This window comes from Burkholderia aenigmatica, from assembly GCF_902499175.1.
Classification (GTDB): Bacteria; Pseudomonadota; Gammaproteobacteria; order Burkholderiales; family Burkholderiaceae; genus Burkholderia; species Burkholderia aenigmatica.
Genome location: NZ_CABVQC010000002.1, coordinates 1 through 26,006, shown reverse-complemented (window position 1 = coordinate 26,006; position 26,006 = coordinate 1). Strand labels below are relative to the sequence as shown.

Annotated in this window: 24 protein-coding genes; 5 read left to right on the top strand and 19 right to left on the bottom strand. The window is 67.6% G+C overall.

Annotated elements, in window-relative coordinates:
- Positions 1-43 precede the first annotated feature (43 nt).
- Positions 44-1,207: a pyridoxal phosphate-dependent aminotransferase gene (locus tag BDO18943_RS01800; protein WP_175020984.1), complete on the top strand. Its 1,164-nt coding sequence runs from the start codon at positions 44-46 to the stop codon at positions 1,205-1,207.
- A gap of 223 nt (positions 1,208-1,430) precedes the next feature.
- Here the strand turns inward: BDO18943_RS01800 and BDO18943_RS01795 are convergent, their stop codons facing one another.
- Positions 1,431-2,309, bottom strand: coding sequence for a PhzF family phenazine biosynthesis protein (locus tag BDO18943_RS01795; RefSeq protein ID WP_175020983.1), 879 nt, complete (start codon positions 2,307-2,309; stop codon positions 1,431-1,433).
- A 147-nt stretch (positions 2,310-2,456) separates the two neighbouring features.
- Complete coding sequence (locus tag BDO18943_RS01790; protein WP_175020982.1) at positions 2,457-3,911, bottom strand: DKNYY domain-containing protein; 1,455 nt, start codon at positions 3,909-3,911, stop codon at positions 2,457-2,459.
- Between the two features lie 279 nt (positions 3,912-4,190).
- Here BDO18943_RS01790 and BDO18943_RS01785 point away from each other — a divergent pair, with 279 nt between their 5' ends.
- Complete coding sequence (locus BDO18943_RS01785) at positions 4,191-5,156, top strand: NAD-dependent epimerase/dehydratase family protein (RefSeq protein ID WP_175020981.1); 966 nt, start codon at positions 4,191-4,193, stop codon at positions 5,154-5,156.
- Between the two features lie 92 nt (positions 5,157-5,248).
- Here the strand turns inward: BDO18943_RS01785 and BDO18943_RS01780 are convergent, their stop codons facing one another.
- The 5 genes from BDO18943_RS01780 to BDO18943_RS01760 form a co-directional block, all read right to left on the bottom strand.
- Positions 5,249-6,142, bottom strand: a complete 894-nt coding sequence (locus BDO18943_RS01780; protein WP_175020980.1) for a LysR family transcriptional regulator — start codon at positions 6,140-6,142, stop codon at positions 5,249-5,251.
- A 60-nt stretch (positions 6,143-6,202) separates the two neighbouring features.
- Positions 6,203-7,066 carry an alpha/beta hydrolase gene (locus tag BDO18943_RS01775; protein WP_175020979.1) on the bottom strand — a complete coding sequence of 288 codons (864 nt, stop codon included), beginning with the start codon at positions 7,064-7,066 and terminating at the stop codon, positions 6,203-6,205.
- 231 nt (positions 7,067-7,297) lie between these two features.
- The gene (locus BDO18943_RS01770; RefSeq protein WP_069745340.1) at positions 7,298-7,681 is read right to left on the bottom strand and encodes a VOC family protein; all 384 of its coding nucleotides are present in this window, start codon (positions 7,679-7,681) and stop codon (positions 7,298-7,300) included.
- A gap of 22 nt (positions 7,682-7,703) precedes the next feature.
- Positions 7,704-8,666 (bottom strand): hydroxymethylglutaryl-CoA lyase, encoded by a 963-nt coding sequence (locus tag BDO18943_RS01765; RefSeq protein WP_175020978.1) that lies wholly within the window; start codon positions 8,664-8,666, stop codon positions 7,704-7,706.
- 24 nt (positions 8,667-8,690) lie between these two features.
- Positions 8,691-9,881 carry a CaiB/BaiF CoA transferase family protein gene (locus BDO18943_RS01760; protein WP_175020977.1) on the bottom strand — a complete coding sequence of 397 codons (1,191 nt, stop codon included), beginning with the start codon at positions 9,879-9,881 and terminating at the stop codon, positions 8,691-8,693.
- A 251-nt stretch (positions 9,882-10,132) separates the two neighbouring features.
- On the opposite strand from BDO18943_RS01760, the gene BDO18943_RS01755 reads away from it, so the two are divergent.
- Positions 10,133-11,098, top strand: coding sequence for a D-2-hydroxyacid dehydrogenase (locus BDO18943_RS01755; RefSeq protein WP_175020976.1), 966 nt, complete (start codon positions 10,133-10,135; stop codon positions 11,096-11,098).
- Positions 11,099-11,385: 287 nt separating this feature from the next.
- Here BDO18943_RS01755 and BDO18943_RS01750 read toward each other — a convergent pair whose 3' ends face one another.
- Positions 11,386-11,598 (bottom strand): hypothetical protein, encoded by a 213-nt coding sequence (locus BDO18943_RS01750; RefSeq protein ID WP_006497261.1) that lies wholly within the window; start codon positions 11,596-11,598, stop codon positions 11,386-11,388.
- A gap of 219 nt (positions 11,599-11,817) precedes the next feature.
- Between BDO18943_RS01750 and BDO18943_RS01745 the strand changes: the two genes are divergently transcribed.
- Positions 11,818-12,111: a DUF4148 domain-containing protein gene (locus BDO18943_RS01745; RefSeq protein ID WP_175020975.1), complete on the top strand. Its 294-nt coding sequence runs from the start codon at positions 11,818-11,820 to the stop codon at positions 12,109-12,111.
- Positions 12,112-12,265: 154 nt separating this feature from the next.
- Here the strand turns inward: BDO18943_RS01745 and BDO18943_RS01740 are convergent, their stop codons facing one another.
- From BDO18943_RS01740 to BDO18943_RS01690, 11 genes are all read right to left on the bottom strand, one after another.
- A complete protein-coding gene (locus BDO18943_RS01740; RefSeq protein WP_175020974.1) occupies positions 12,266-12,703 on the bottom strand; it encodes a hypothetical protein in 438 nt (145 codons plus the stop codon).
- Positions 12,704-12,825: 122 nt separating this feature from the next.
- Positions 12,826-13,749, bottom strand: coding sequence for an ABC transporter permease (locus BDO18943_RS01735; protein WP_175020973.1), 924 nt, complete (start codon positions 13,747-13,749; stop codon positions 12,826-12,828).
- The gene (locus BDO18943_RS01730; protein ID WP_175020972.1) at positions 13,749-14,618 is read right to left on the bottom strand and encodes an ABC transporter permease; all 870 of its coding nucleotides are present in this window, start codon (positions 14,616-14,618) and stop codon (positions 13,749-13,751) included. Before BDO18943_RS01730 ends, BDO18943_RS01735 begins: the two co-directional genes overlap by 1 nt.
- Positions 14,619-14,655: 37 nt before the next feature.
- Complete coding sequence (locus BDO18943_RS01725) at positions 14,656-15,741, bottom strand: ABC transporter ATP-binding protein (protein WP_175020971.1); 1,086 nt, start codon at positions 15,739-15,741, stop codon at positions 14,656-14,658.
- 49 nt (positions 15,742-15,790) lie between these two features.
- Entirely contained in the window at positions 15,791-16,957 is a 1,167-nt protein-coding gene (locus BDO18943_RS01720; RefSeq protein ID WP_175020970.1) for an ABC transporter substrate-binding protein, read from the bottom strand.
- Positions 16,958-17,274: 317 nt separating this feature from the next.
- Positions 17,275-17,850, bottom strand: coding sequence for an RBBP9/YdeN family alpha/beta hydrolase (locus tag BDO18943_RS01715; protein WP_175020969.1), 576 nt, complete (start codon positions 17,848-17,850; stop codon positions 17,275-17,277).
- A 16-nt stretch (positions 17,851-17,866) separates the two neighbouring features.
- Positions 17,867-19,195 carry an MFS transporter gene (locus BDO18943_RS01710; protein WP_175020968.1) on the bottom strand — a complete coding sequence of 443 codons (1,329 nt, stop codon included), beginning with the start codon at positions 19,193-19,195 and terminating at the stop codon, positions 17,867-17,869.
- A gap of 171 nt (positions 19,196-19,366) precedes the next feature.
- Positions 19,367-20,422 carry a BKACE family enzyme gene (locus tag BDO18943_RS01705; protein WP_175020967.1) on the bottom strand — a complete coding sequence of 352 codons (1,056 nt, stop codon included), beginning with the start codon at positions 20,420-20,422 and terminating at the stop codon, positions 19,367-19,369.
- Between the two features lie 118 nt (positions 20,423-20,540).
- The gene (locus tag BDO18943_RS01700) at positions 20,541-21,389 is read right to left on the bottom strand and encodes a TauD/TfdA dioxygenase family protein (protein WP_175020966.1); all 849 of its coding nucleotides are present in this window, start codon (positions 21,387-21,389) and stop codon (positions 20,541-20,543) included.
- A gap of 10 nt (positions 21,390-21,399) precedes the next feature.
- Complete coding sequence (locus tag BDO18943_RS01695) at positions 21,400-22,380, bottom strand: quinone oxidoreductase family protein (RefSeq protein WP_175020965.1); 981 nt, start codon at positions 22,378-22,380, stop codon at positions 21,400-21,402.
- A 19-nt stretch (positions 22,381-22,399) separates the two neighbouring features.
- Positions 22,400-23,335, bottom strand: coding sequence for a universal stress protein (locus tag BDO18943_RS01690; RefSeq protein WP_175020964.1), 936 nt, complete (start codon positions 23,333-23,335; stop codon positions 22,400-22,402).
- Between the two features lie 243 nt (positions 23,336-23,578).
- Here BDO18943_RS01690 and BDO18943_RS01685 point away from each other — a divergent pair.
- Positions 23,579-26,006 (top strand): AAA family ATPase (locus BDO18943_RS01685; protein ID WP_175020963.1); only part of this gene is annotated, 2,428 nt, incomplete at its 3' end.

Below are 26,006 nucleotides of genomic sequence, written 5' to 3'. Positions count from 1 at the left end.
TATCTATTATCTATTATCTATAGTAACAGATCGGGAGACAGATATGCGCCACCGCCGCCCCGCCCGACTGCAGGAGATCGCCGGTATCGGCGTCGACCGCATGGGATCTATCGCGGACCACTCTGGGCGCGACGTGCTCCGGCTGGAGAATCTCGATACGGATATCCCGCCGCACGCCGATGCGCTCGCGCGAACGCGCGCGGCGGCGAGCGAGGATGCCGCGAATTCGTATCTGCCGTTCGTCGGCCAGGACCGGCTGCGCGCCAGCGTTGCAGCGCACGTCACCGTGCAGACGGGCGTGAACTACCGGGCCGACAACGTCATCGTATCGGCGGGCGGCCTGTCCGGCATCCTGAACGTCCTGCTGGCGGTGCTGGAAGTCGGCGACGAGGTCATTCTGACCGACCCGACCTATGCGGGGCTGCTCAACCGCGTGCGGCTGGCCGGCGGCTCACCCGTGCAGATCCCGTTCAGCTTTCACCCGGGCGCGGAATGGAAACTCGATCGCGCGGCGATGTCCGCCGCGTGTGGCCCGAAGACGCGCGCCATGCTGCTGATGTCCCCGTCGATGCCTTCCGGCGCGGTGCTTGACGAGGAGGACTGGGTCTTCGTCGCCGGTTTGTGCGTGCAGCACGACCTGTTGCTGATCGTCGACAGCGCGATGGCGCGGTTGTTGTTCGACGGGCGCAAGGTCGTTCATCCGGCTCGGCTGCCCGGCATGGCCGAGCGCACGATCACGGTGGGCTCGGCGTCGAAGGAGTTGCGGATGATCGGCTGGCGGGTGGGCTGGATCGTGGCGCCGGATGCGCTCATCCCCGATCTGGTTGCGGTGTCGCTCGCGAACGTGGTCGTGCCGGTCGGCATCGCGCAGGCCGCCGCCGCCATCGCGCTCGAGCGCTCGACGATCGACCTGCCCGATTACGTCGCGGAACTGCAGCGTCGACGCGACGCGATTGCCGCCGAGCTTCATGGCCTGCCGTTCGGCATGCCTGCGGGCGGCTGGTCGATGCTGCTGCGCGTGTCGGATTTCGGTCTCACGGGTGAACAGATGTCGGAGCGGCTGCTCGAACTGGACGTATGCGCGACGGCGATGACGGGCTGGGGTCGGCAACACGGAGGCGCCTATATCCGTTTCGTCTTCGCGAACGAGCCGGTGAACCGGTATGCGGGATTCGGCAAGAAGGTCATCGAGGCGCTCGGGATGTGAGGATGCCTGATGAAATTCATCTGCCCGAGGTGATGCGGCCCGAGAACGGAACGTCATCAAAAAGCTCGGGAGATGAGTTCATGGCGAGTTAGCACGCAAGGGATGCTATCCGGATGAGCTTCGATATCAAAAGGCGGTCGACGTAGCCGACGCAATCGGCAACGTGATTAACCGCCCTATTGAAGCCATTCGGACATTCGGGAAGCGGACGTTCGAAGCAACATCAGATCTCGACAGTGATCGACCGCGTGACCACCCCGGTGCCTCCGGCCATCAATCGCGAGATCCTGCCGCCTTCGACATCGAGCATGACTTTGATGACGCTCGGCGAAGGCTGCGGCATCAAATGCCCTTGTTCAATGATGATTTTCGTGTCGCCTACCCCCATCCGCTCGAATAGCAAGCACGCCAGCGGCCCGGCTGCCGTTCCGGTCGCCGACTCTTCCGCAATGCCGAAACGCGGCGCGAACATGCGGGCGCCCGCGTGGCGCCCGGGTATTTTCGTCGTCGTCGAGAAGACGTAGTAACCGATCAAATCCAGATCGTCGCTGATCGATTCAATCGCTCGCTGGTCCGGACGAATCGCAGCCACGGACGGCTCGTCGGGCAACGCAATCATCAGGAAGCTGTTGCCGGTGTTGACGACGGTTGGGCTTTCGACGCTATAAATTTGTGCAGTCGATACGCCCAGCGATTGAGCGATTCTTGCGGAGAACGGGGAGTCGGCTTCGATCGAGCGATAAATCGGGGAACGCTGCTCCATCAGAACGGTATTGCCATCGATCATGATGTCTCGGCATCCGTCGATCGTCTCTTTCGACGACTGGCCGTCATCCACCCTGCCGATTGCTCTCAACAGAGAAAACGTGGCGATGGTGGCATGGCCGCAATGAGCGATCTGCCGCGTCGGCGTGAAAAATTCCACCTTGACCGTCGCAATATCCGATTTCGACACGAATGCGGTTTCCGACAATGCGGCCTGCTGGGCAACATACAACTTCTGGTTTGCCGAAAGCGCATCCGCATCAATCACCACGCCGGCAGGATTGCCCCCGGCATGTCCGTCTGTCAACGCATTGACGATTTGAACTTCAACTCGCACAAGTCCTCCCAATGGACGAAACGCAAACCAGGCGCGATAAACACCTGCGCTCGTATCGACTCTCGGCGATCTTGAGGCCGGCGCCGACTGACTGCGACCGGTCGACGCTGCGCATTCAGCAAGATCTGCGAGCCGGTCCTTTCCTGCCTAATTGTTGCTCGTGGTGGTTGACCCTTGCAGCTGGATATCGTCCCCGCACCACGTCGCCCGCATCCGCTTGCCGTTGCCGAGATCGACCACGGTGTCCTCGAGTGTCGTATCGTCAGCAGTCTTGAAAAGATACCGGTAGTGCGTGTTTTCATAGCCGATCGAATAGCCGGCCGGCAATTTCTGTGGCGCGATGGGCCGGAGCGGACCAAACCGGTGCGCCGGCGTCGGCGCGGCGAGCTTCGCGAGCGCGCCGCACAGCGGCCCATCGTCCCTCGACAATGCACTCCGCAGGTTGATGAACCCGAGGTCGTCGGCCAGGTAGCCTGCTACCGGGCCACTCAAATGACCTGCGATTTGCACGCTACTTTTCATGACGCCTGCGCCGTAGCTTTGATGCAACGGGTCAAGATCGAAGATCTGCTTTCCACCGATACCGAGATACGACGAGCCCGATATCAGAAAATAAACGAAGTCGGGCACATTGGCGATGCGCTTGATATCGTCGAACTCGTGGAAATACAGCACATCCAGGCCACTGCGGGCTACCCGGAACTCGTCCGGCTGGACATTGTGGACGCATTTCAAATCGGGTGCGCCGGGCACCGGGCACACCGGAACCAGCATCTGGAACGTGGCCGCCCGCACGCCGTCAAGCGGCTTCCGGCCCAGGTAGACACGCTCGCCGTCGCTGATGATGGCGGGTTGGAGTGAGGCCGGCGGGCTCAGCAGCTTCAGCGGCGCCTTGATTTCAGGCCGATAAACGGGGCCCTCGAGGGCGTCGACTGAAAATACGCGTCCAGCATTGACTGCGAAGGTATTACCGATAACTTCGACCGGACCAGGCACCATCTTCGGGTCCATTCGCTCTTCCAGATACACGTGGTTGCGGTCGTACGCCCACCCGTCATCCGCTTTTGCGCCCTTGGGCACAAAGGTCTTGAAGGTCGCGGGATCGGCGCCCGGAATCACGTCGGCGCCGTCGAATACCTGCTGGCCGTCAGTGGCGTGGAGTCGATCCAGAATGCGCAGCGCCGAACCTCGTTGCGTGAGCAGATAATAATGTCGTGCCTCGTCGTCTTCATGACGGCGCATATGCGACGGCAAAAGACAGGCCAGATCGGGTACCGGCCCGCCGTGCGAACACGCATCATGTAATTCATGCAATTCCGAGATGAAATACCCCCGGCCATTGATCACGCCATACTGGTCGCTCAGCATCTTGACTGACGGATGCTGGCACGGCCCCTCGCGTTCGGCGGTCAGCGCGCCCATGCTTTTGCCAGCACGCGCCTGCGGATACCAGTATTCCCGACAGATAGTGTCCGTGTATGCCCGTGCCGAACCGGCGAGGCTGAACATGAGCAATCCGAGTGCCAGCAGGATTACGTCGCGCATTCGGTCGCTCGATCGCGGGCTCACGCGAACCCCGGCTTGCAAGGTATTTTCGTTCATAAGAGTGGGTTCGGTTTAGCTCGACTCCATATCGTCGACGTCCGATTGTCAGCGATCCGCGCCGGTATGTCGAACGCCCCGTCGTGGCCGATCGTAGTCGACGCCAAAGGCGTCACGAGAAACGCCCGATTACCGCCAATCGTTTTGAAATTTTGAAATCGCTGAGAAGCGAGCGCCCAGGTAATGCAAGCCTCGCGGGGCGATTGCACCCGAAATGGCAGCAGATTAATATCGTCGAATTCTCGGGACGAACGTGTAACCTTTATGCGCATACTCGTAATGGGCGGGACACTGTTTCTCGGTCGGCACATTGTCGAAGCGGCCCTGCAGCGCGGGCACGATGTAACGATATTCAACCGGGGGCAACAAAACCCGTCATTATTTCCCGAGATCGAGCGTCTCGTTGGCGATAGGGACTCGGATCTCTCCGCCTTGGCGGGTCGGCAATTCGACGCCGTGATCGACCCTTCCGCGTATCGCCCTGAACACGTCGACCTTGTGCTTTCTGCGCTGAAGGCCCCGCCGAAGCACTACACGTTCATTTCCAGTATTTCCGTCTATCGCAGCTTCCCGCCCGGTACGTGCTATGACGAGAACGCGGACACCCTTCCGGGCCACGAAGGTTATGGTGCGCTGAAGGCCAGAACGGAAGCGGCCATTCAGTCGGCCATGCCGGGGCGCGTCGCGATTCTCAGGCCGGGGTTGATCGTTGGCCCCTACGATCCCACCGGCCGGTTCACGTACTGGATTCGCCGCGTCGCGACAGGGGGCCGCATCCTTGCACCCGGGCGGCCCGATCGCCCGATCCAGTTCATCGATGCGCGGGACGTTGCGCAATGGTGCGTGCAGATGGCGGAAAGCAACGCGAACGCCGCATTGAACGCAGTGGGTCCCGCATCGACGTTGACGATGGAGCAGTTTCTCAGCCGGTGCATCGAGGTTGCCTCGAGCCCCGCACAGCTGGTATGGCTCACGGATCAACAGGTTCTCGACGCGGGTATCGAAGGATGGACGGAGCTTCCGCTCTGGATCGCGGAAAGCGATGCTGAGGCGGGCGGCATATTCCTCGCCGACAACAGCCGCGCGCTACGGAGTGGTCTCGCGTTTTCGCCTCTCGCGCGAACTATTCAGGACACGCTCGACTGGGCGCGGGAAGCCGGCCCCGAGACCGCGTCGCCATTGCTGGTCGGCGCGCTGAGCGCACCGAAGGAACACGCCACGCTTGCGCGCCTCGGTGCTGCTTGAGTCGGCTTCCGCGACGATTCAAGCATGAACCTTGGAACGAGCACGGGTGATCACGCGCCCTGGAGGCCATGCCCCGGCTCTTGCCGACCGATTCACCGTGCCGACATGAAATCGAACAGCTTCGCGATATCGGTCGTCAGTACGCTGCCCGCCTTCACGCCAACCCACAGCGTTCGTGTGGCCCACGCATCGTCGAGCTTCACGACCCCGAGCCGCGCCGCGCGCTCGCCGGTCACCGCATCGCGCGGCAGGATGCCGATGCCAAGCCCCGCTTCGATCATCCGGCTCACGCCGTCGAAATTCGATACCTGGATCCGCAGCTTCAGCGAGCGCTCGACCGCGAACGCGGCGTCGGTCATGCGCGCGAGCAGCGAACTGCCGTCGCTGAGCCCGACGTAGTCCTCGTCGAGCGTATCGGCGAAGCGGATGCCGTCGCGCGCGGCGAACCGGTGCGTGCGCGGCACGAGCAGCACGAGCTCGTCGCGCCGGTACAGCCGCCGTTCGATGCCGGGGGCCGGGACGTTGTCGGCGAACACGCCGAGATCGGCCTTGCCGGACGCGAGCGCGTCGACGATCTCGTGGCTCAGCCGCTCCTCGAGGCTGACCTTGATGCCCGGATTGTCGGTGAGGAACGCGGCGAGATCGGCCGGCAGGAACTGGACGATCGCGGACGTGTTGGTCCACACGTGGATATGGCCGCGCACGCCGGCGACGTAGTCGCTCATCTCGTGCGCCATCCGGTTGACTTGCTCGATCACCTTCGCCGCATGGTCGAGCAGCGCACGGCCCGCGGGCGTCAGCTCGACGCCGCGCGCATGCCGGACGAACAGCGCACTACCCGTCACGCTTTCGAGTTCGGCGATGCGCTTGCTGACCGCGGACAGCGTGAGCTGGCCGTGTTCGGCCGCTTTCGTCAGGCTGCCGTGCTCGGCAACGAGCGCGAACACGCGCAGCGACTGCAGATCGAAATGAAGCGGGTTCACCATGTCGTGGGTCCTGGGAAGGCAGCGCCGGCGCATGCCGTCAGCGCGGCGGCCTAGCGCCGATCATACGCCCGGCCGTGTGAGCGCGAAATGGTGCGCCTGGCGCGGCGCGAACGACCGCAATGCGGCAAGCATCGCGCCGTCCGGCTTCGCGAGATCGTCGAGCACGTCGAAGTGCCGCATGCCGGGCAGCCCGACGTGGACGCTCCGCTCGCCCGCCGCTTCGCAGGCCGTCGCGTAGTCGCGTGCCTGCCGGACCAGTTCGGGCAGCTCGGCGTCGCCGACCGCAACGACCGTCGGCGCGCCGGGCCCGATATGGCGCAACGGGCTGTACGCGTCGACCTCGTGCGCGGTGAGCTGCAGCTTGTCGTTCAGGCAACACAGCGAGATCGGTTCGAGATCGACGAGCGGGCTGATCGCAAGCGCCGACACGACGGCCGGATGCGCGCGGTGCACGGCCGTCAGGTGGCCGCCCGCCGAATGGCCGCTCAGGTGGATCGGCCGTTGCGCGGTGCCGAGGCCGTCGGGATCGTTCGCGAGGTAATCGAGCAGCGCACCGATCTCGCCGACGATGTCGGTCATCATCGCGACCGGCGCAAGCGTGTATTCGGCGAGTATCACGTCGAAACCGCACGCGAGCGGCCCGCTCGCCGCATACGCGAAATCCTCTTTCGCACAATGCTGCCAGTAGCCGCCGTGAATGAACACGAACAGCGGCGCATCGGGCTGACCGCACGACAGCCAGTCGAACCGCTGCGCGGGTCGTGCACCGTAACGCAGGTCGCGTCGGCCGGATGCCGCTGCGTAAAGCGCCGTGCTACGCGCCTGCATCGACACCAGCAACGCCGGGAAATCGGGCACCACCTTCGTGTTCAGATAGGCGGCGTCGAGCGCCGCGCGGTCCATGCCGCGATAGAGGATCGTCATCGGGAATCGCCTGGTCGGGTTGCGGAAAGCGCGGACGCAAGCGTCGCGTCCGGTGCGAAGGCGGCCTCTCGGTCGCCGATGGACGCATTATCCGCAGCGTGCCACGGGCCGGCTATCCGGAATCGGCGAGCGCGGAATCCGGCTGTCCGTTTTCGGCGGGAGATCGGCGCGGCATGCGACCGCACCGACGCGCTCCTGCGGCACGCGATACGGCCGGCGCTGCGCCGACGGTCAGATCAACTCGGAGATCTCGATCAGGTTCAGGTCGGGATCGCGCACGTAGACCGACCGGATCTTCTGCGTTGCGCCCGTGCGTTCGACGGGCCCTTCGACGATCGGCCATTCGACGCGCTTCAGATGCGCGATCACGTCGTCGAGCGGCACCGCCGCGATGAAGCACAGGTCGAGCGCGCCGGGCACCGGCACATGCGCTTTCGGTTCGAATTCCGCGCCGCGCACGTGCAGGTTGATCTTCTGGTTGCCGAAGCGGAACGCGAGCCGGCCGGCGCCGAAGGTTTCGAGCTGCATCTGCAGCACCTCGGTGTAGAAATGCCTGGTCCTGTCGGGATCGACGCAGGTCAGCACGAGATGGTCGAGGTGGTCAATCAGCGCCATGAAATTCGCTCCGGTTCGTTGTTCATGAGAAAGCGCGTTGCGCGGGCATGTCGCCGGCGTCCGCGCGCGGCGGCGGATGAAGGTCCGAGCGGCGCCCGGCCTTCAGGAGCTGGCTCGGCACGTCATGACCGATCAGCGCCGGCAGCCGTGCCGACGCGGCCAGCACGGCCGCGAGATCCACGCCCGTATCGTAGCCGTCGAGTTCGAGCATGTGCACGAGTTCTTCGGTGCACGCGTTGCCGGTCGCGCCCGGCGCATACGGACAGCCGCCGAGGCCACCGAGCGATGCGTCGAAGCGGTCGATCCCGGCATCGAGTGCCGCGAGCGTGTTCGCGAGCGCCATTCCCCGCGTGTTGTGGAAGTGCAGCGTGAGCTGTAGCGCACCGAAGCGTTCGCGTGCACGGGCCGACAGGTCGCGCACCTGCGACGGAAACGCCATGCCCGTCGTATCGCACAGCGTGAAGCCGTGCACGCCGAGATCCGCGAAGCGCTGCATCCACGCGAGCACGCCTTCGACCGGCACGTCGCCTTCCATCGGACAGCCCATCGCGGTCGACAGCGACACGTTGATCGCGACCCCCGTGCCGCGTACCGCGTCGATCACGTCGCGCAACTGCGCGAACGATTGCTCGCGCGTCATCCGCAGGTTCGCGCGGTTGTGGCTTTCGCTCATCGACATCACGAGGTTCACTTCGTCGACGCCGCACGACAGCGCGCGCTCGGCGCCGCGCACGTTCGGCACGAGCACCGTATAGACCACACCCGGTACGCGCGCGATACCGTGCATCACGGCCTCCGCGTCGCGCAACGCGGGGATCGCTTTCGGCGACGTGAACGACGTGACCTCGATCTTCGCGTAGCCGCACGCGCTCAGCGCATCGACTAGCGCGATTTTGTCGTCGGTGTCGACGAATGCCGCTTCGTTCTGGAAACCGTCGCGTGTCGCGACTTCGTGAAGGTAGAGCCGTTTGCGTTGCCCGTTCATGTTGTCTGCTCCTGTTTCCGCTTCTCAGATCACGCCGCGCGTGCGCCAGTCGTCGCGCGTCGCCGCATCGATGCCGAGCGAGTCGAGTACCGCGTCGGTATCCGCGCCAAGCGCGGGCGCCGCGTGCTCGATACGCCCGGGTGTCGCGCCGAGCTTCGGCACGATGCCGGGCACGAGCACGGGCGTGCCGTCGGGCAGCGCGGCATCGACGAGCATGTCGCGCGCGCGGTAATGCGGATCGGCCGCGATGTCGGCCACGTCGTAGATGCGCCCGGACGGGATGCGCGCTTCGTTCAGCGCGGCCAGCACGGCGTCGAGATCGTGCTGCGCGCTCCACGCGCCGATCGCCGCGTCGATGCGTTCGACCTGCGCGACCCGCCCGTCGTTGTGCGCGAGCGCGGGATCGTTGCCGAGATCGGACCGGCCGATCAGCTCCATCAGGCGCCGGAAGATGCTGTCGCCGTTGCCGGCGATCAGCGCGTACTTGCCGTCGCGGCAGCGGTACGCATTGGTCGGCGCGATGCCGGGCAGGCTGCTGCCGGCCGCCTCGCGCACGGCGCCGAACGCCGAGTATTCGGGCAGCAGGCTTTCCATCAGGTTGAACACCGATTCGTACAGCGCGACGTCGACGACTTGCCCCTTGCCGCCCTGCTGCTCGCGATGCCGCAGCGCGAGCAGCACGCCGATCACGCCGTGCAGCGCCGACAGCGAATCGCCGAGCGAGATGCCGACGCGCACCGGTGTGCGGCCGGGCTCGCCGGTCAGGTGCCGCAGGCCGCCCATCGCTTCGGCGATCACGCCGAAGCCGGGACGGTCGCGGTACGGGCCCGTCTGCCCGAAGCCCGACACGCGCAGCATCACGAGCCCCGGGTTGATCGCGGACAGCGCATCCCAGCCGAGCCCCCAGCCTTCGAGCGTGCCGGGCCGGAAGTTCTCGATCAGCACGTCGGTCTCGGCGACGAGGCGGCGCACGACGTCCTGCCCTTCGGGCGTACGCAGGTCGAGTGTGAGCGAGGTCTTGTTGCGCGACTGCGCGGCCCACCACACCGACGTGCCGTCGTGCAGCAGCCGCCATTTGCGCAGCGGATCGCCGAGCCCGGGCGGCTCGATCTTGAGCACGTCCGCGCCGAATTCGGCGAGCATCCGGCCCGCGAACGGCCCGGCGATCAGTTGGCCGAGTTCCAGCACGCGGATGCCGTCCAGGGGGCGTGTCATGGCTGTCTCCGATGAAATCGTGGTGTCGATGACGGCGATCATGACGGCGTTCGCGCCCGGCGAACATCGATCGATGCTCAACCAGCCTTTCCGAAACGGAAAGGCGTGTGCCGCGCACCTTCCCATCTGCGGTGCATCAGCCTTTCCATCCGGGAAAGCGCACTTGCGCAACGGTCAAACGACGGCATGCGCGCCGCCGGCAGAATCGAACCCGTTCCGCGCCCGCCGGGCGCCTGTCAGCGAGCCCCGCCATGTTTTCTGTTTCCTCTCCCGCGACGATCGTGTTTCTCGACCGCGCGACGCTGTCGCCGCACACCGTACTGAAGCCGTTTCCGTTTCCGCACGTGGTGCGCACGTTCGACCGGACGGCCGCGCACGAGATTGCCGCGCGCATCGGCGACGCAGACATCGTCGTGACCAACAAGGTACGGCTCGATGCCGCCACGCTTGCCGATGCGCGGCGCGTGCGGATGATCGCGATCGCCGCGACGGGCACCGACATCGTCGATCTCGACGCGTGCGCGGCGCGCGGCATCGTCGTGAGCAACATTCGCGGGTATGCGGTCCGCACGGTGCCCGAGCACACGTTCGCGCTGATCTTCGCGCTGCGCCGCAGCCTCGTCGCGTACCGCGACGCGGTGCGCGCGGGGCGCTGGCTCGACAGCAGGCAGTTTTGCTTTTTCGATCATCCGATTCGCGACCTGGCCGGCTCGATGCTCGGGATCGTCGGCGACGGCGTGCTCGGGCGCGCGGTGGCCGGCATCGCCCGCGCGCTTGGCATGCGCGTGCGGTTCGCGGCGCACGGCGAGGCGTCGGGCGACGACTACGTACCGCTCGACACGCTGCTGCGCGACAGCGACGTGATCACGCTGCACTGCCCGCTCACGCCGGCGACACGGCACCTGATCGACGCGGCCGCGTTCGCGCGGATGGCGCGCCGGCCGCTGCTGATCAATACCGCGCGCGGCGGGCTCGTGGACGAAAGCGCGCTCGTCGACGCCTTGCAGTCGGGGCAGATCGCGGGCGCGGGGTTCGACGTGGTCACGCAGGAGCCGCTGCCGGCCGCGCATCCGTTCCACGCAATCCTGTCGCATCCGGCGTTCATCCTGACGCCGCACGTTGCGTGGGCAAGCGACGAAGCGATGCAGGCGCTCGCCGATCAGCTCGTAGACAACGTCGCCGCGTTCGTGGGCGGCACGCCACGGCATGTGGTGTGACGGGTGTTGAGCACGGCGTGGCGGGCGGTCATTTGAACCGCGCAAACAGAGCGGCCCCGCTCGATTGCTCGAAGCGGGGCCGGCTGAATTCGGGGGGCTGCTTACGTCAGCGACTCGGCACGTGGCGGGCTCGTGCATCCGCCCGGTCTTGCGGCCGGTTGCGAATTCCCGATGGGCTCTACTTCAAGGAATCCGGGCCGCCAACGCTGTAGCGCGCGTCTGAAACTGAATCGGGCGAATCCTGGAAACGCCGTTTCGACAGCGGCGCACCGCTATCGGTGCGCATGTCAGTAAGCGGACATCTCGACGCAAGGATCGACCTTGGACGGCGAGCAGATGACCGAATACTTGGCGCTCTCGCGCATCAGCGCTTCGCCTTCGTGCAGCGCGATCTTGATCTCGGGGTGACGCTCGTACGCGAGGAATGCCGAGCACACGACGGCGGACATCACGACGAGGGAAAACACAAATTTTTCAAGGGTTTGGAAACGTTCAGGCATGGTTCGACCTATCTCTTAGGCCGTGATTATATCTCGAAATAAGGGTTTTCCCTATAAGGCAGCCCGCATACCGAGGATGCGTTCAATCGCGCGCGTACACGGTGCTCGCGCCCTTTTTCTCCGTTAATCCGCGCTTAAGCACCGGTCGAACAAGATGGGTGGACCGGTTGCGGTGTCCGCGCCGCGCCGGCCACCCTGTCCTGTTCGGAGATCCTGAAGATGAAACCAGCCCTTTCCCTGCTCGTCCTCGCAGCCGCGATCGCGGCGCCCGCCGTGTCGTTTGCGCAGACGGCCAATGGCCCTGTCACGCGCGCCGAAGTCGTCGCGCAGTTGCGCCAGGTTGAACAAGCCGGCTACAAGCCGCTGAAAGGCCAGTACCCGGAAGATATCCAGGCGGCCGAAGCACGCATCGCGCAGTCGTCGGGGATCGGCGCGGAAGCCGGTGGGTCGGCCGCGTCCGGCCGCCCGGCGCTGCCGGCAACCGTATCCGGCCAGCCGAGTCGCGGGCGCTGACCCGCCCCCACCCCCGCCCCGGTGCAGGCCGCGACGTGCGCGCGGCAACCGGTCGATGGCGTGCCGTCTGCCGAGCAGAAGGAACCGTGCGGCCTTCAGGCGCGGCAGACCGCGCATCGCGGGACGGAAGCGACCAGCCCGCCGCCCGCTTGCGTCACTGCGGCGCCGACGCGCCGCTCGCCGCATTGCCGGGCCACGCCTTGCCGATCTCGTCGACCAGCGATTTTGCGGTGCCCGTCACGATCGCCGCGTCGACGCCGGACGTCTGCCACGCGCCGTCGGCGGCCTCCACGAAGGTCAGGTTCGCGCGCGACGGCTTGTAGTCGGCATTGCGCCACGTGACCACGACGTCGCACGAGTAGGTGCGATCGCCGAGCTTCTTGCAGTCGCCGTCGGGTTTCGCCGACACGACATCGGCCGAGACGGGCAGCGGCTGGCCGAACAACGCGTTCAGGCCGCCGTGGTTTTCCGCCTCGAGCGCGCGGCGCACGGCAGCGTCGACGTCGCTCGAACCGGGGCCGTCGTGGAGCAGGTTGCAGGCGGCCAGCAGCGTCGATGCCCCGGCGAGTGTCAGCAGCGTGTGGAACTTCATGGATATCCGTTATCGGGTGAACGCCGCGTAGTCTGCAACGTCCGCGTGTCGGGCGCGGTATCCATTTGTAACCAATTGCACGGATACGCAAGCGGCATCGCACGCCCGTGCGTCGCCCTCGCCTACTGCCGCTCCTGCTTCACGCGGCTGACGAGCTGCGTCGGGCTCACGAACTGCAGCGCGATCACGACCCACACGAGCGTGATGGCCATGTAGATCATCGCCATCGCGTCGATCGACTGCGGCGCGCGCACGCCGGTCGAGAACACCGCGTAATACAGCGCGACGACTAGCGTCTGCGTGCTCGGCCCGGCGGTGAAGAAGGTCAGCTCGAACATCCCGATCGTGCGTACCAGCACGAGCAGCCCCGCCGCGAGCATGCCGGGCACGAGCAGCGGCAGCAGCACGTAGCGGAAATAGCGCCACGTGTTCGCACCGAAGATGCGCGCGGCGGCTTCGAGATTCGGGTCGATCTGCTCGATGAACGGCGTCATCACGAGGATCACGAACGGCAGCGCCGGCACGAGGTTCGCGAGGATCACGCCGGGCAAGGTGCCCGCGAGCCCGACCTTGTACATCACGGTGGCCATCGGGATCCCGTACGTGACGGGCGGCACCATCAGCGGCAGCAGGAACACCAGCAGCGCGAAGCGCTTGCCGCGAAACTGCACGCGCGCGAGCGCATACGCGGCTGGCACGCCGAGCGCGATCGACAGCAGCACGACCGCGCCGACGACCTCGACGGTCACCCACAGCACGCTCGCGAGCTGGAAGTCCTCCCACGCCTTCGCATACCAGTGCAGCGTGAAGCCCTGCGGCAGCGGCGTGCCGAACCAGCGGGTCGCGATCGAGTTCACCGCGACGGTCGCGATCAGCAGCATCACGTTCAGCAGGAAGAACGCCATCAGCCCCCAGACGAGCGCCTTCCACGCACGGCCGGCCAGGTTGCTTTTCATCTTGCGCGGTTTCCTCGCATCGACGGCCCGCGCATCGGACGCATCGTGTTTCGGCGGCCAGGTGCGCGCGGCATGATTGTCGGTCGCCATCAGCCCTTGCCTCCCGTCACCGCGCCGGTATAGAAGAAGCGGCGCGCGCCGAGCATCGAGGCGACCACCAGCAACTGCACGAAACCCATCACGATCGCGATCGCCGACGCGAGCGAATAGTCGTAGCTCTCGAACGCGGCTTCCGCCGCCGCGATCGAGATCACGCGCGTGGGCCCGGCCGGCGCGCCGAGCAGCACGGCCGACGGGAACACCGAGAACGCCTGCACGAACGACAGGCACGCGGCCATCGTGAGCCCCGGCACGAGCAGCGGCAGGTAGATCTGCCGGAACTGCTGCCACGGGTTCGCGCCGAGCGTCGCGGCCGCGCGCGCGAGCGTCGGGTCGATGCCGCTGATGTACGACAGCATCAGCAGGAACGCGAACGGAAAGCCCGACACGATCAGCGACAGCAGCACACCCCAGTAGTTGTGCGTGAGGCGCACTTCGTCGGTGTACAGGTGCAGCCCCTGCAGCGCCTGCGGGAACCAGCCGTTCGGCCCGAAGTACGTGAGCATCCCGTCGGCGACCAGCACCGTGCCGAGCGTCACGGGAATCACGAGCAGCGTCGTGACGAACTTCTGGTACGGCGAGTTGCGGCGCAGCGCGAACGCGACGGGCACCGCGATGCCGACGTTGAGCAGCGTCGCCGGCACCGCGAGCTTCAGCGTGACGAGCACGGTCGGCCACATGGCCGTGTCGGTGAAGAACTGCACGTAGTTCGCGAGCGCGCCGCCGCCGTTCATCGGCTGAAACGACAGCACGAGGCCGTACGCGAACGGATAGATGAACAGCGCGACGATGAACGCGAGCGCGGGCGTGACGAGCCAGGCTTTTGAGTCGCGCGGGGTGCCGGCCGAGAGCGTGCTCATGCGGTCTCCCGGTGTAACCGGGCTGCGGCCACGCCGCTCATTTCGGCGCTCCCGGGTAGACGAGCGTGCGTGACGGCGCAACGCGCAGCCGCAACCGCTCGCCTTCCGCGAATTCGCCGGCCACGCGCGCCCAGATCGCGCCGAACGGCGTGACCGCGCGGATCAGCGAATCGCGGCCGCCGTATTCGACCGTTTCGACGGTCGCATCGAACGTGTTCGTGTTGTCGCCCGCATCGTCTGCCCGCTCGATGTCGTCGGGCCGCAGCGCGACTGTCACGTCCTTTGCATCGAAGCCATCCATCGGCACACCGGTGAGTTGCGCGCCGCCCCCTGCGACCTTCACGTAATCGCCGGCCATCCCTTCGAGCATGAACGGCAGCACGTTGCGATAGCCCATGAAGCGCGCGACATGCAGGTTGTGCGGACGCGTATAGACGTCCTTCGGCGTCGCAACCTGCTGCACGACGCCCTCCTTCATCACGACGATGCGGTCGGCCATCGACAGCGCTTCGTCCTGATCGTGCGTCACGTAGATCGTCGCGCGTTCGAGCTGCGTGTGGATCCGGCGGATCTCGGCGCGCATCTCGATGCGCAGCTTCGTGTCGAGGTTCGACAGCGGTTCGTCCATCAGCACGAGCGGCGGCTCGATCACGATCGCGCGTGCGATCGCGACGCGCTGCTGCTGCCCGCCCGACAGCTGCCCGGGCAGCTTGCCCTCGTGCCCGACGAGCTGCACGAGTTCGAGCGCCTGCTGTGCGCGCCGCCGCGTTTCCTGCTTTGGCACGCCGCGCATCTTGAGGCCGAAGCCGACGTTGTCGAGCACCGACATGTGCGGAAACAGCGCGTAGTTCTGGAACACCATCCCGAAGCCGCGGCGCTCGGGCGGCAGCACGTCGATGCGCGTGTCGTCGAGCCAGATGCCGCCGCGCGTGAGCGGCTGCAGCCCCGCGATGCAGTTGAGCGCGGTCGACTTGCCGCAACCCGACGGGCCGAGCAGCGCGATGAACTCGCCGCGCCGGATCTCGAGATCGAGCCCGTTCAGCGCGGCGACCTGCGCGCCTTCCGCATTGGTGAAGCTGCGGCACACGCCATCGAGCCGCAGCCGTTCGAAACTGTGTTTCATCCGGCCCACTCCGTTGACACGGGCGCCTCGGCGCCTGCGGGTTCATGCGTCACTTCGACTTCTGCGCGCCGATTTCACGATCCCACTTCTGGAACGCGGCGACCATCGCCTGCGCGCTGAGCGGCTGCACGTGCGGGCGATCCGCGAGCAGCTTCGCGTACTCGGGGCGGCCGAACTTGCGGACCACCTCCTGGCTGTGCGCGGGCGCCATCTCGAGCGTCACGCCTTTCACCGCCGGGCCCGGATAGAAATAGCCGTCGTCATAGGTCATCGCCTGTTGCGCCGGTTCGAGCAGGAAGTTCATCAGCTTGAACAGCACGTCGAGCTTCTCTTTCGACACGCCCTTCGGGATCACCATGTAGTGCGCGTCGTTGACCCACGTCATGTTGTCGAAGGCCTGGATCCGGAACTCGGCCGGCACGATGCCGAGTGCGCGCGGGTTGAGATCCCAGCCGGTGACGGTCACGGTCATGTCGCGCGTGCCCTCGCCGAGCTCCTTCATCACGGCCGACGTGCCGCCCGGGTAGTACGGCACGCAGTCGTTCAGCGCCTTGAGGAACGCCCAGGTCTTGTCCCAGCCGTTGATCGGATCCTGCGGATTCTTGTCGCCGAGCACGTACGGCAGCCCCATCAGGAACGTGCGGCCGGGGCCCGAGTTCGCCGGGCGCGCATAGATCAGCTTGTTCGGGTGTGCCTTGCACCATGCGAGCAGCTGATCGGGCGTCTTCGGCGGGTTGCTGACCTTCGCCGGGTTGTATTCGAGCAGCGGGCCGGCCGGCATGTAGGCGACTTCGAGACCGAAGCCCTGCGCGAGATCCTGCATCTTGCGCGGGCCGGGCGCGTATTTGTCGAGCACACCGGGGAACGCGGCCGCGTCGTCGGGCAGCAGCTTCAGCCACAGGTTCTGCTCGATGCCGGCGGCCAGCGCGTCGGTGCCCGTCAGGACGAGATCGATGTCCGAGCGCCCCGCCGCCTGCATCGCCTTGATCTTGCCCGGCAATTGCGGCGCCGGCGCGTTCGTGAACGTGACGTTCGAGACAAGATTCGGGTTCTTGTCGCGGAAGGCCTCGATGGCCTTCTGCGTGAGCTGCAGGTTGCCCGCGACATCGACGATGTTCAGCGAGACGGGAGCGGCAACGGCTGCCGCGGCCGACAGCGTGAAACCCAGGGCGAGTGCGATCCGGCGGACACGGCGAGCGATCGTGGTGGCGTTCATGTCTCCTCACTTCGGTCGGTGGATGGGACCTTTCTTTTCAGGAAATCATGACGGCGTTATACGATGTCGGTCAACAAAAAACCACCGTGCACAGGGCGGGATTTTCCCTGACAAACACCTTCCGTTTGTTGAGGATTTGTGTGTCGACCGCTGCTGTGGCGCCGTGCGACGTCGATTGTGCGGCGTGTTAAGACGTCGTATCTCGGCGGGCGGCGAAATGGAATCGGTTCGGGGCCGTATCGCGGCCCGACAGCGACAGGTTGCGCGCCGGCTGCCCGGTCGGGCGCGGCGCGCGGAACACAGGGATATTCAGCCAGTCAGGCCGCGCCGAGTGCGGCCACCTCCCCGATCAGCCGCTCCGCATCCTGCCACTCGCCATACCCCGACGCCGGGTTCAGGTGCCCGACCGCCCCCAGATCGACGAGCTGGCTACCCCACCCGGCCGCCAGCGCCTCGACGCGCTCAAAACGCGCGAGCGGATCGTTGCGGCTCGCGGCGACGACGCTCGGAAACGGCAGCCGTTCGGTCGGTATCGGCGTCCAGCCGTTGGCTTCGATCGCATCGGACGCCGGATAACCGGCGGGCATCGGCGACTCGAGATCGGCGGGCGCCGCGAGCAGCGCGCCGTGGATCTTGCGCGTGGCCTGCCGCGCCCAGTGCACCGTAATCATCACCCCCGCGCTGTGCGCGACCAGGATCACGGGGCCGTCGATCTCGGCCAGCGCCGCATCGAGCGCCGCGACGCGTGCGGCGCGGCTCAGCTTGTCGGCTTCGAGCGGCGCGACCGAGCGCGCGTTCGGCAGGCGCCGTTCGAGGTGCGTTTGCCAGTGGTCTTCGACGTGATCGCGCAAGCCGGGCACGATCAGGATGGTGGGGGTGGTCGTCAGGGTCATGCAGTCTCCGAAGCGTTCAGGAAAGGTGGGACGCGCGCCGTTCGCGTTCGACGCGCGCGAGATCGGCCACGTAGCTCGCGCGTCCGATCGCGAACAGCACGGCGGCCATGAGCGGCACGACAGGAATCCATTGCAGCGCGCCGACGAGCCCGGCGCGATCGGCGACCCACCCCGTCAGCAGCGGGCCCGGCGCCATGCCGAGCAGGTTGTTGGCGAGCGTGAGCGTCGCGAACGCCGATGCGTGGATCGCGGCCGGCGTCAGGTTCGCGACCATCGCGCCCGACGCACCGGACGCACCCGCGCCGACCAGCATCCCCACGCAGATCAGCGCGAGCTGCAGCGGCCCGGGCGGCAGCCGGAACGCAATCGCGAGGCACACGCCCGTGAGCACGCAATACGCGATCGCGGTCAGCCACTTGCGCTTGCCGTCGGTCTTGCCGACGCGGTCGGTGACGATCCCGCAGCCGACCATCCCGACGCCTGCGAGCAGCACGAAGCCGGCCGCGAGCACGGCCGCACGGTCGGGCGCCATCGCGTAGTAGCGGTTCAGGTAGCTGGGCAGCCACGCGAACAGCGCGCCCGGCACGAACAGGTGCAGCCCGCTGCCGAGATACGCGCAGATCACCGAGCGCGACGCGAACAGCCCCGACATCAGCGCACGCGCGCTGCCGCGCAAGTCACGCGGCGCGCTGGCGTCGCGCCGGCACGGCTCGATCCGATAAGCGGCGAGCCGCCGTTCGGTCACGACGCAGCGATAGGCGACGAGCAGCACGATGCCGAGCGCGGCCATCACGCCGAACGACCAGCGCCAGCCGAGATGCGCGCCGACCAGCCCGCCGAGCGCCATCCCGAACACGGAGCCGAACGCGCCGCCGGCCATGAACGCGCCGGTCAGCGTCGCGCGCAGGCGTGCCGGAAAGATGCTGAGGATCAGCGCGACGCCGACACTGCCGTATGCGGCTTCGCCGAGCCCGACGAGGCCGCGCGCGACCAGCATCTCGGCGTAGTTGGTCGACAGCGCGCAGCCGAGCGTCGCGACGCTCCACAGCGCGGCCATCAGCACGATGCTGCGCACGCGGCCGAAGCGGTCGGCGAGCACCGACAGCGGAAACGTCAAAAGCCCGACCAGCAGCGCGACGACACCGGACAGCGAACCGAGCTGCGTGTCCGACAGCGCCCACGCGTGCTTGAGCAGCGGGAACACGGCGTTGAGCACCTGCCGCGACATGTAGTCCGACAGCAGCAGGCCGACGGTCAGCCCGAACACGAGCCACGCATACGCGGGCGCGCGCCGGCCGGCGGCGGCGACGTCCTGCATCGACGGCTCGACATGATGGATCAGCATGCGTGTCTCCTCCGGCACCGGAGCGGTCGTGCTCCGGCGCGGCTTGCGTGGCCCCGCTCCGTTGACCGGAGTCCGCTCCCGCGCGCTGCGCAGGGGTGGGTGCCACGCCACAACGATCGGCGGGCGGCGGCCGTCACGGCCGCCTACCCGGATGCGCGGATGCGCGGTGCGTCAGGCCGCCCGCAGCGGCACGTTCGCCTGGCCCGGCCGGCGGTTCGGCGCCATCCCGAGGTGCGCCAGCGTCTCGTCGATGCCGTCGTACTGCACGCCGATCCGGTAGATCGCCTTCGCCTCCTTGCCGGTGGCGATGTCGCGGCCGAGTTCGCGCGCGATCCGTGCGCACTGCTCGACCTGCTGCACCGACGTCATCCGGTTGCCTTTCTGGTCGATGATCGTGTCCTCGATCCCGCAGCGCGGATGCAGGCCCAGCGCCATCGCGACCGTGTTGATCGGCAGCACGTTCTTCATCAGCGATTCGAGCGTGATGCACGCGCCATCCGGACAACGCCGCACGAATTCCATGAAGTTGTACGGATTCGGGCCGTCGAAGCCGCCGCCGATGCCGACCCACGTCACGTTCAGCGGGCCGCGATAGACGCCGCGGCGGATGATCCGTTCGAGCGTTTCCAGCGCGTGCATGCCGGTGAGCTGGAAATGCGGCTGGATGCCTGCCGCCTGCAGGCGGCGCAGGTGTTCGTCGACCCAGCCGGGGCCGGCCGGCACGGTCATCTCGCGGTACGCGTCCCAGTACGCGGCATCGTTCAGCGACGTGCCGGCGATGTCCTTGCGGTTCATCAGCTCGGTGATGTTCATCTGCACGGTGTTGATCGCGACCGTCACCTGGTCGGGCTTCGGCGTCAGCTCGGCGAGCATGTGGCGCGTGTCGTCGGACAGCCATTTCGCATCGGCGCCCTCGCCTTCCGGCGCGAACGAGATCGAGCCGCCCACCTGCAGGATCATGTCGGGCACCGCCTCGCGCAGCCGGCCGAGCAGCTCGTTGAACTTCGACAGCCGCTTGCTGCCCTTGCCGTCGAGCTCGCGCACATGCATGTGCAGCACCGTCGCGCCGGCGTTGTAGCAGTCGACGGCCTTCTGCACGTGCTCGTCCATCGTCACCGGAATGTCTTCCGGAAAATCGGCGGGCATCCATTCGGGGCCGTACGGGGCGACCGTGATGACTACCTTGTCCTGGTTTTCCGGGTGCAGCGAATCGTCGAGAAATTGCATGTCGTCCTCCAGTGGAAATCGTTGTATGTCGGGCGTACGGGCGTGCGTATCCCGCCGCGCCGGGCGGCAGGCCCGGCGCGTGGTTCAGGGTTGCGAATCGGTTACGGTGCGGACGCGCTCAGAACGGCACGTCGCCGACGATGCCCGCGCGCTCCATCCGGCGCACGCACGGTGGGTAGTCCATCACCGCGTAGTGCTGGGTGCTGCGGTTGTCCCAGATCGCGACGCTGTTCTTCTTCCAGCGCCAGCGCACCTGGTATTCGGGGATGTAGGCCTGGCTGATCAGGTATTGCAGCAGTTGCCCGGCGCCCGGGTTCGCGTCCTGCCCGAAGCGCACGCGCTCCGGTGTATGGAAGTTGGTGAAATGCGTGGTGAACGCGTTCACGTACAGCACCTTCTCGCCTGTTTCGGGATGCGTGCGCACGACCGGATGCTCGGCGTCCGGGTATTGCGCCTTCAGCGCGAGGCGCTTGTCGATCGGCATCGCCGCGCCGAAGCTCGCCTCGATGCTGTGGCGCGCGCGCAAGTCGTCGATCTGCTGCTTCACGTGCTCCGGCAGGCGCTCGTATGCGAGCACCATGTTCGCCCACATCGTGTCGCCGCCAACCGGCGGACCGTCGACGCAGCGCAGCACGCAGCCGAACGGCGGCGCCACGCGCCAGCTCGCATCGCTGTGCCACGCATTCTCGTAGCGGTCGTTCGGCTGGTCGGGCGACTTGTAGATCCGCACGAGCCCCGGGTGCTCGGGATCGCTGCCGGCCACCGGATGATCCTCGAGCTCGCCGAAGCGCCGCGCGAACGCGACATGTTCGGCGCGCGTGATGTCCTGGTCGCGCAGGAACAGCACGCGATGCCGGAGCAGTTGCGCGCGGATCTCGGCGAACAGGCCGTCGTCGTGCACGGCGTCGGCGAGGCTCACATCCAGCAGTTCCGCGCCGATCGCGCAGGTCAGGGGTTCGACTCGCATGCGCGTCTCCTCAGACGATGAACACCGACGAACCGGTCGTCTTGCGCGATTCGAGATCGCGGTGTGCCTGCGCCGCGTCCTGTAGCGCGTAGCGCTGGTTGATCTCGATCCGGATCCGGCCGGCCGCGACGTGCGCGAACAGTTCGCCGGCCAGGTCGTTCTTCTCGGCGGGATCGGCGATGTAGTCGGCCAGCGCCGGGCGCGTCAGGTACAGCGAGCCCTTCATCGCGAGGCGCTGCGGATCGAACGGCGGGATCGGGCCCGACGCGGTGCCGACGCACACCATCAGCCCGCGCCGCTTCAGCGAATCGAGCGAGCCTTCGAAAGTGTCCTTGCCGACGCTGTCGAACACGACGTCGACGCCCGTGCCGTCCGTCAGTTCGCGCACGCGCTTCGCGACGTCCTCGCGGCTGTAGTCGATCGTATGGTCGCAACCGTGCGCACGGGCGATCCCGGCCTTGTGCTCGCTGGAGACGGTGCCGATCACCGTGAGCCCGAGCAGCTTCGCCCATTGCGACACGATCAGCCCGACGCCGCCGGCGGCCGCGTGCAGCAGGATCGTGTCGCCCGGTGCGAACGCGTGGATGCGGCGCATCAGGTAGGCCGACGTCAGGCCGCGCATCGTCATCGCCGCGGCCGTTTCGCACGTGATGCCGGCCGGCAGCCGCACGAGCGGCGCGGCGGGGATCAGCCGTTCGGTGCTGTACGCGCCGAGCGTGTTCAGGAAGCCCGTGTAGGTCACGCGGTCGCCGACGGCGACATTCGTCACGCCGGGGCCGACGGCCTCGACCACGCCGGCTGCCTCGACGCCGAGGCCGGCCGGCAGCGGCACCGGATACAGGCCGCTGCGGAAATACGTGTCGGCGAAATTCAGGCCGACCGCGTCGTGCCGCAGGCGTACCTGGCCGGGGCCCGGGTCGCCGACCTCGACTTCCTCCCAGCGCAGGACCTCGGGGCCGCCGGTTTCGTGGAATCGCACTGCATGTGCCATCTTTGTTCTCCGTATGGTGTCAGTCGGATGCGCGTCGCGCATCGTCGGGTTCGTTCGGTTCGTTTGCGCGTGGCGGCTGCGCGGCTGCGCCGTCCGCCAGCGATTCATCCAGTCCGGTCCAGTCCGCGTCGCCCAGGTAGCGCCGCGCGGCCGGGAAAATCACGCCTTCCATCCGTCCCATCTGCTCGAACGCGCCGTGCGCATAGCGGGCGAGCGCCGCGTCGAACGCGATCGACGGCAGCCCGTCGGCGGCGATCCGCAGGAGCGCATCGAGCGCTTGGGCGTCGCGCCGCCGCTGGCGGTCGAGTTCATCCAGTTCGGCCGCGACGCACTCCGCGCGGACGCGCAATGCCGCGAAGAGGCGCGCTTCGGCGGCCGTGCCGACCCGGGCGCGCTGCAGGGCGGCGAGCGATGCCAGCGCATCCTGCGTGTCGGCCCGTTGCTGCTGCGCGTTCACGTCCACGTCTACGTCCGCGCCGGACGCTGTCAGCGCATGCAGCAACCCGCCGACTGCGCGATGCGCATCGAGGCAACGCGCCATCACGCGCGCCTCGGCAGGCGATCGCCGCGACGGGCACACGAGCACCGGCACGCCGCTCGTCGTGAGCAGATGCTGCCGTTGCGCGCAGGCCGCTGCATCGGCATCGTGCGGCAGCGCCGCGACGCCGATCAGGTCGCAGCCGAGTTCGGCCGCCAGCACGCCGGGCGCTGCGTCGCCGGCCCCCGGTTGGCCGGCCCCCGCGATCGCATGGGACAACCCTTGCGCCCGCGCGGCGGCTTCCACTTTCGCACCGTGCTCCGGCAGCCGCGCTCCGGATAAACGCGAGTCCGGTGCGGCGCCGGTCAGCATGAACGTGACCCGGGCGCCGACCGCGCGCGCCAGTTCGAGCGCATGGCCGATCGCGTCGATGCCGCCGGGCGTGCCGTCGACCGTCACGAGCAGATGGCGGTACATCGTGCCGCTCCGCTTATCCGGCGAGCGGCGCGCTGCGCCGCGTGCCGGTCGATACGATGTTCATGGGTGGGCTCCTCGTGGTGTTCGTCATGCATCGGAACCCATGCTATCGATGCGGTGCCGGTGCGGCCCCACTCGTCGCGGGGGGGATTGACGGGCGAACGCGGTTCGACCGATCCTTCCCCCCACACCCACCCCGGACGCTGGCCCGCACGGCACCGCCGGATTCCGACTGCTGCCCCGATGGCCTACCCACCCGATCGCGCCGACGCGCCTCCCACCGAACTGGTCCTGAAGACGACCGCGCCGCGCGTGCCGGCGCAGTTGCTGGCCCGCGCGCGGCTGAGCCTCGCCGCGCCCGCCTTCGACGGCCGACCGGTCACGCTCGTGCAGGCGCCGGCCGGTTACGGCAAGACCTCGCTGCTCGCGCAATGGCGCCGCGAAACCCTCGCGCTCGGCCGCGCGGTCGTGTGGCTGTCGGCCGACGAGCGCGACGATGCGGCCCGGTTGCTGCAGGGGCTCGTGCAGGCGGTACGGACCGGCTGCGCGCGGCCCGGCTTCGGGCGCCTGATTCCGGTCGGCGCGGCCGACGCGGCGCGCGCGCTGGAGGGCGTGACCGCGTGGCTGGCCGAAGTCGCGCAACTGTCGATCGATGCGCTCCTGATCGTCGACGATGCGGAGCGTCTGCCGCCAGCCGGCCTCGATGCGCTGACCTACGTGCTGCACAACGCGCCGCAAAACCTGCATGTCGTCGTCGCCGCGCGGCGCGGGCTCGATCACGTGGCCGGCGATCTGCTCGCCGGCGGGCAATGCACGCTCGCGGGCCCCGACTGGCTGCGCTTCACGCTCGACGAGACGATCGCGCTGGTCGGCGCGCGCTTTGCGCAGCGGGTCGATGCCGACGCCTGCGCGCGGCTGTTCGAACGCGTCGACGGCTGGCCGCTCGGCCTGCAGCTCGCGATGGCTGCGATGGCGCACTCGGCCGATCCGCGTCAGGCGGTCGACGCGCTCGCCGCCCGCGTGGACGGCACGCGCGACCGGCTGGTCGAGCTGCTGCTCACGAACCTGTCGGCCGACGACACCGCGTTCCTGACCCGCACGAGCGTCGCCGATCGCCTGCATCCGTCGCTGTGCGCCGCGCTGCTCGACGACGCGGACGCGCCCGACCGTCTCGCGCGGCTCGCACGCGACACGCCGCTGTTCATTGCGTCGGACGATTCGGACTGGTGCCGGCTGCATCCGCTCGTGCGCGACACGCTGCGCGACCGCCTGGCCGCGGGCCCGGATACCGAGCGCAGCGCGCTGCATGCGCGTGCGGCCGCATGGCTCGACGCGCACGGGATGACCGAGGAAGCGGCACGTCACGCGTATGCGGCGGGCCAGTTCGAGGTGGCGTACGCACTCGCGCAGCGTTGCCTCGAAGATGCGATCAAGCAGGGCCGTATCAACGACGTGCTCGACTGGCTCGCGCTGCTGCCCGATGCGGAGCTCGACAAGCGTCCGACGCTGCGCGTCGCGGTGGCATGGGCGCTGGCGCTCGGCGAGCGCCATGTCGAGGCGCGGCGCCAGATCGCGGGCATCCTCGCGGATCCCGGCACGCCCGCGGCAATGCGCTACGAATGCGCGCTGATCCTCAGCGCGGCCGCGTATTACGCCGACGAAATCGACCGCTTCGTCGAGCTGTTCGAACCGTGGGCCGATTTCACGCCACCGGCGGCGACCTGGCTCGCGCAAATGCAAGCGAACCGGCTGTCGGCACGCGCGATCATCGTCGGCGAACCGGCGCAGGCGCGCCGCTTCCAGCACGCGGCGCCGCGTGGCGAGACGGCGGCCGGGTTCGGCTATGTCGCGCGCTGGGGCGAACTGATCACGGGGCTGAGCTACCTGCGCGAGGGCCAGGTCCGGCTGGCCGACGACGCACTGTCGCCGGCGCTGGCGCGCGCGGAAGCCGATCTCGGGCGCCGCCATCCGCTGACCTGCATGCTCGCGGCGATGTGCGCGGCGCTCGCCTACGAGGCCGATCGCGTCGACCAGGCCGCCGCGCTGCTCGCGAACCGGCTCGACGTGCTCGAGCATACGGGCACGCCCGATACCGTGCTGCTCGGCTATCGCACCGCCGCGCGCATCGCGCTGCTGCGCGGCGTCGAGCACCGTGCGATCGACCTGCTCGAAGCGCTCGATGCGATGGGCGTCGCGCGCCGCCTGCCGCGCCTGTCGGTCGCGAGTCTCGCCGAACAGGTGCGCATCCACGCGGCGCGCTATCGCGAAGCGACCTGCCATGCGCTCGTCGAGCGGATCGATGCGATCGCCGCGGCCGAGTTTCCGTCGCACGGGCCGTTGTGGCGGCGCCCTGTCGTGCTGCTGCAGGCGACCGCGCACGCGGGCGCCGCGCTGGCCGCGCGCCGCTGGGACGATGCGAGCGCGGCGCTCGACGAAGCCGCCGTGCTGGCCCGCGAAATGAGCATGGGGCAAGCGCGCATCGAGATCATGGCGCTCAGTGCGTTCGCGCTCGAACAGTCGGGAGGCGCCGGCCGCGCGCTGCTCGACGAGGCGATGAACCTCGCGGACGTGTTCGGGCTGACGCGCACGCTCGTCGACGCACACCCGGCCATCGCCGACTGGGCACGCCGCGCGGGCGACGAAGCCGCCGCCGGCGCCGGCCCCGCGCGAC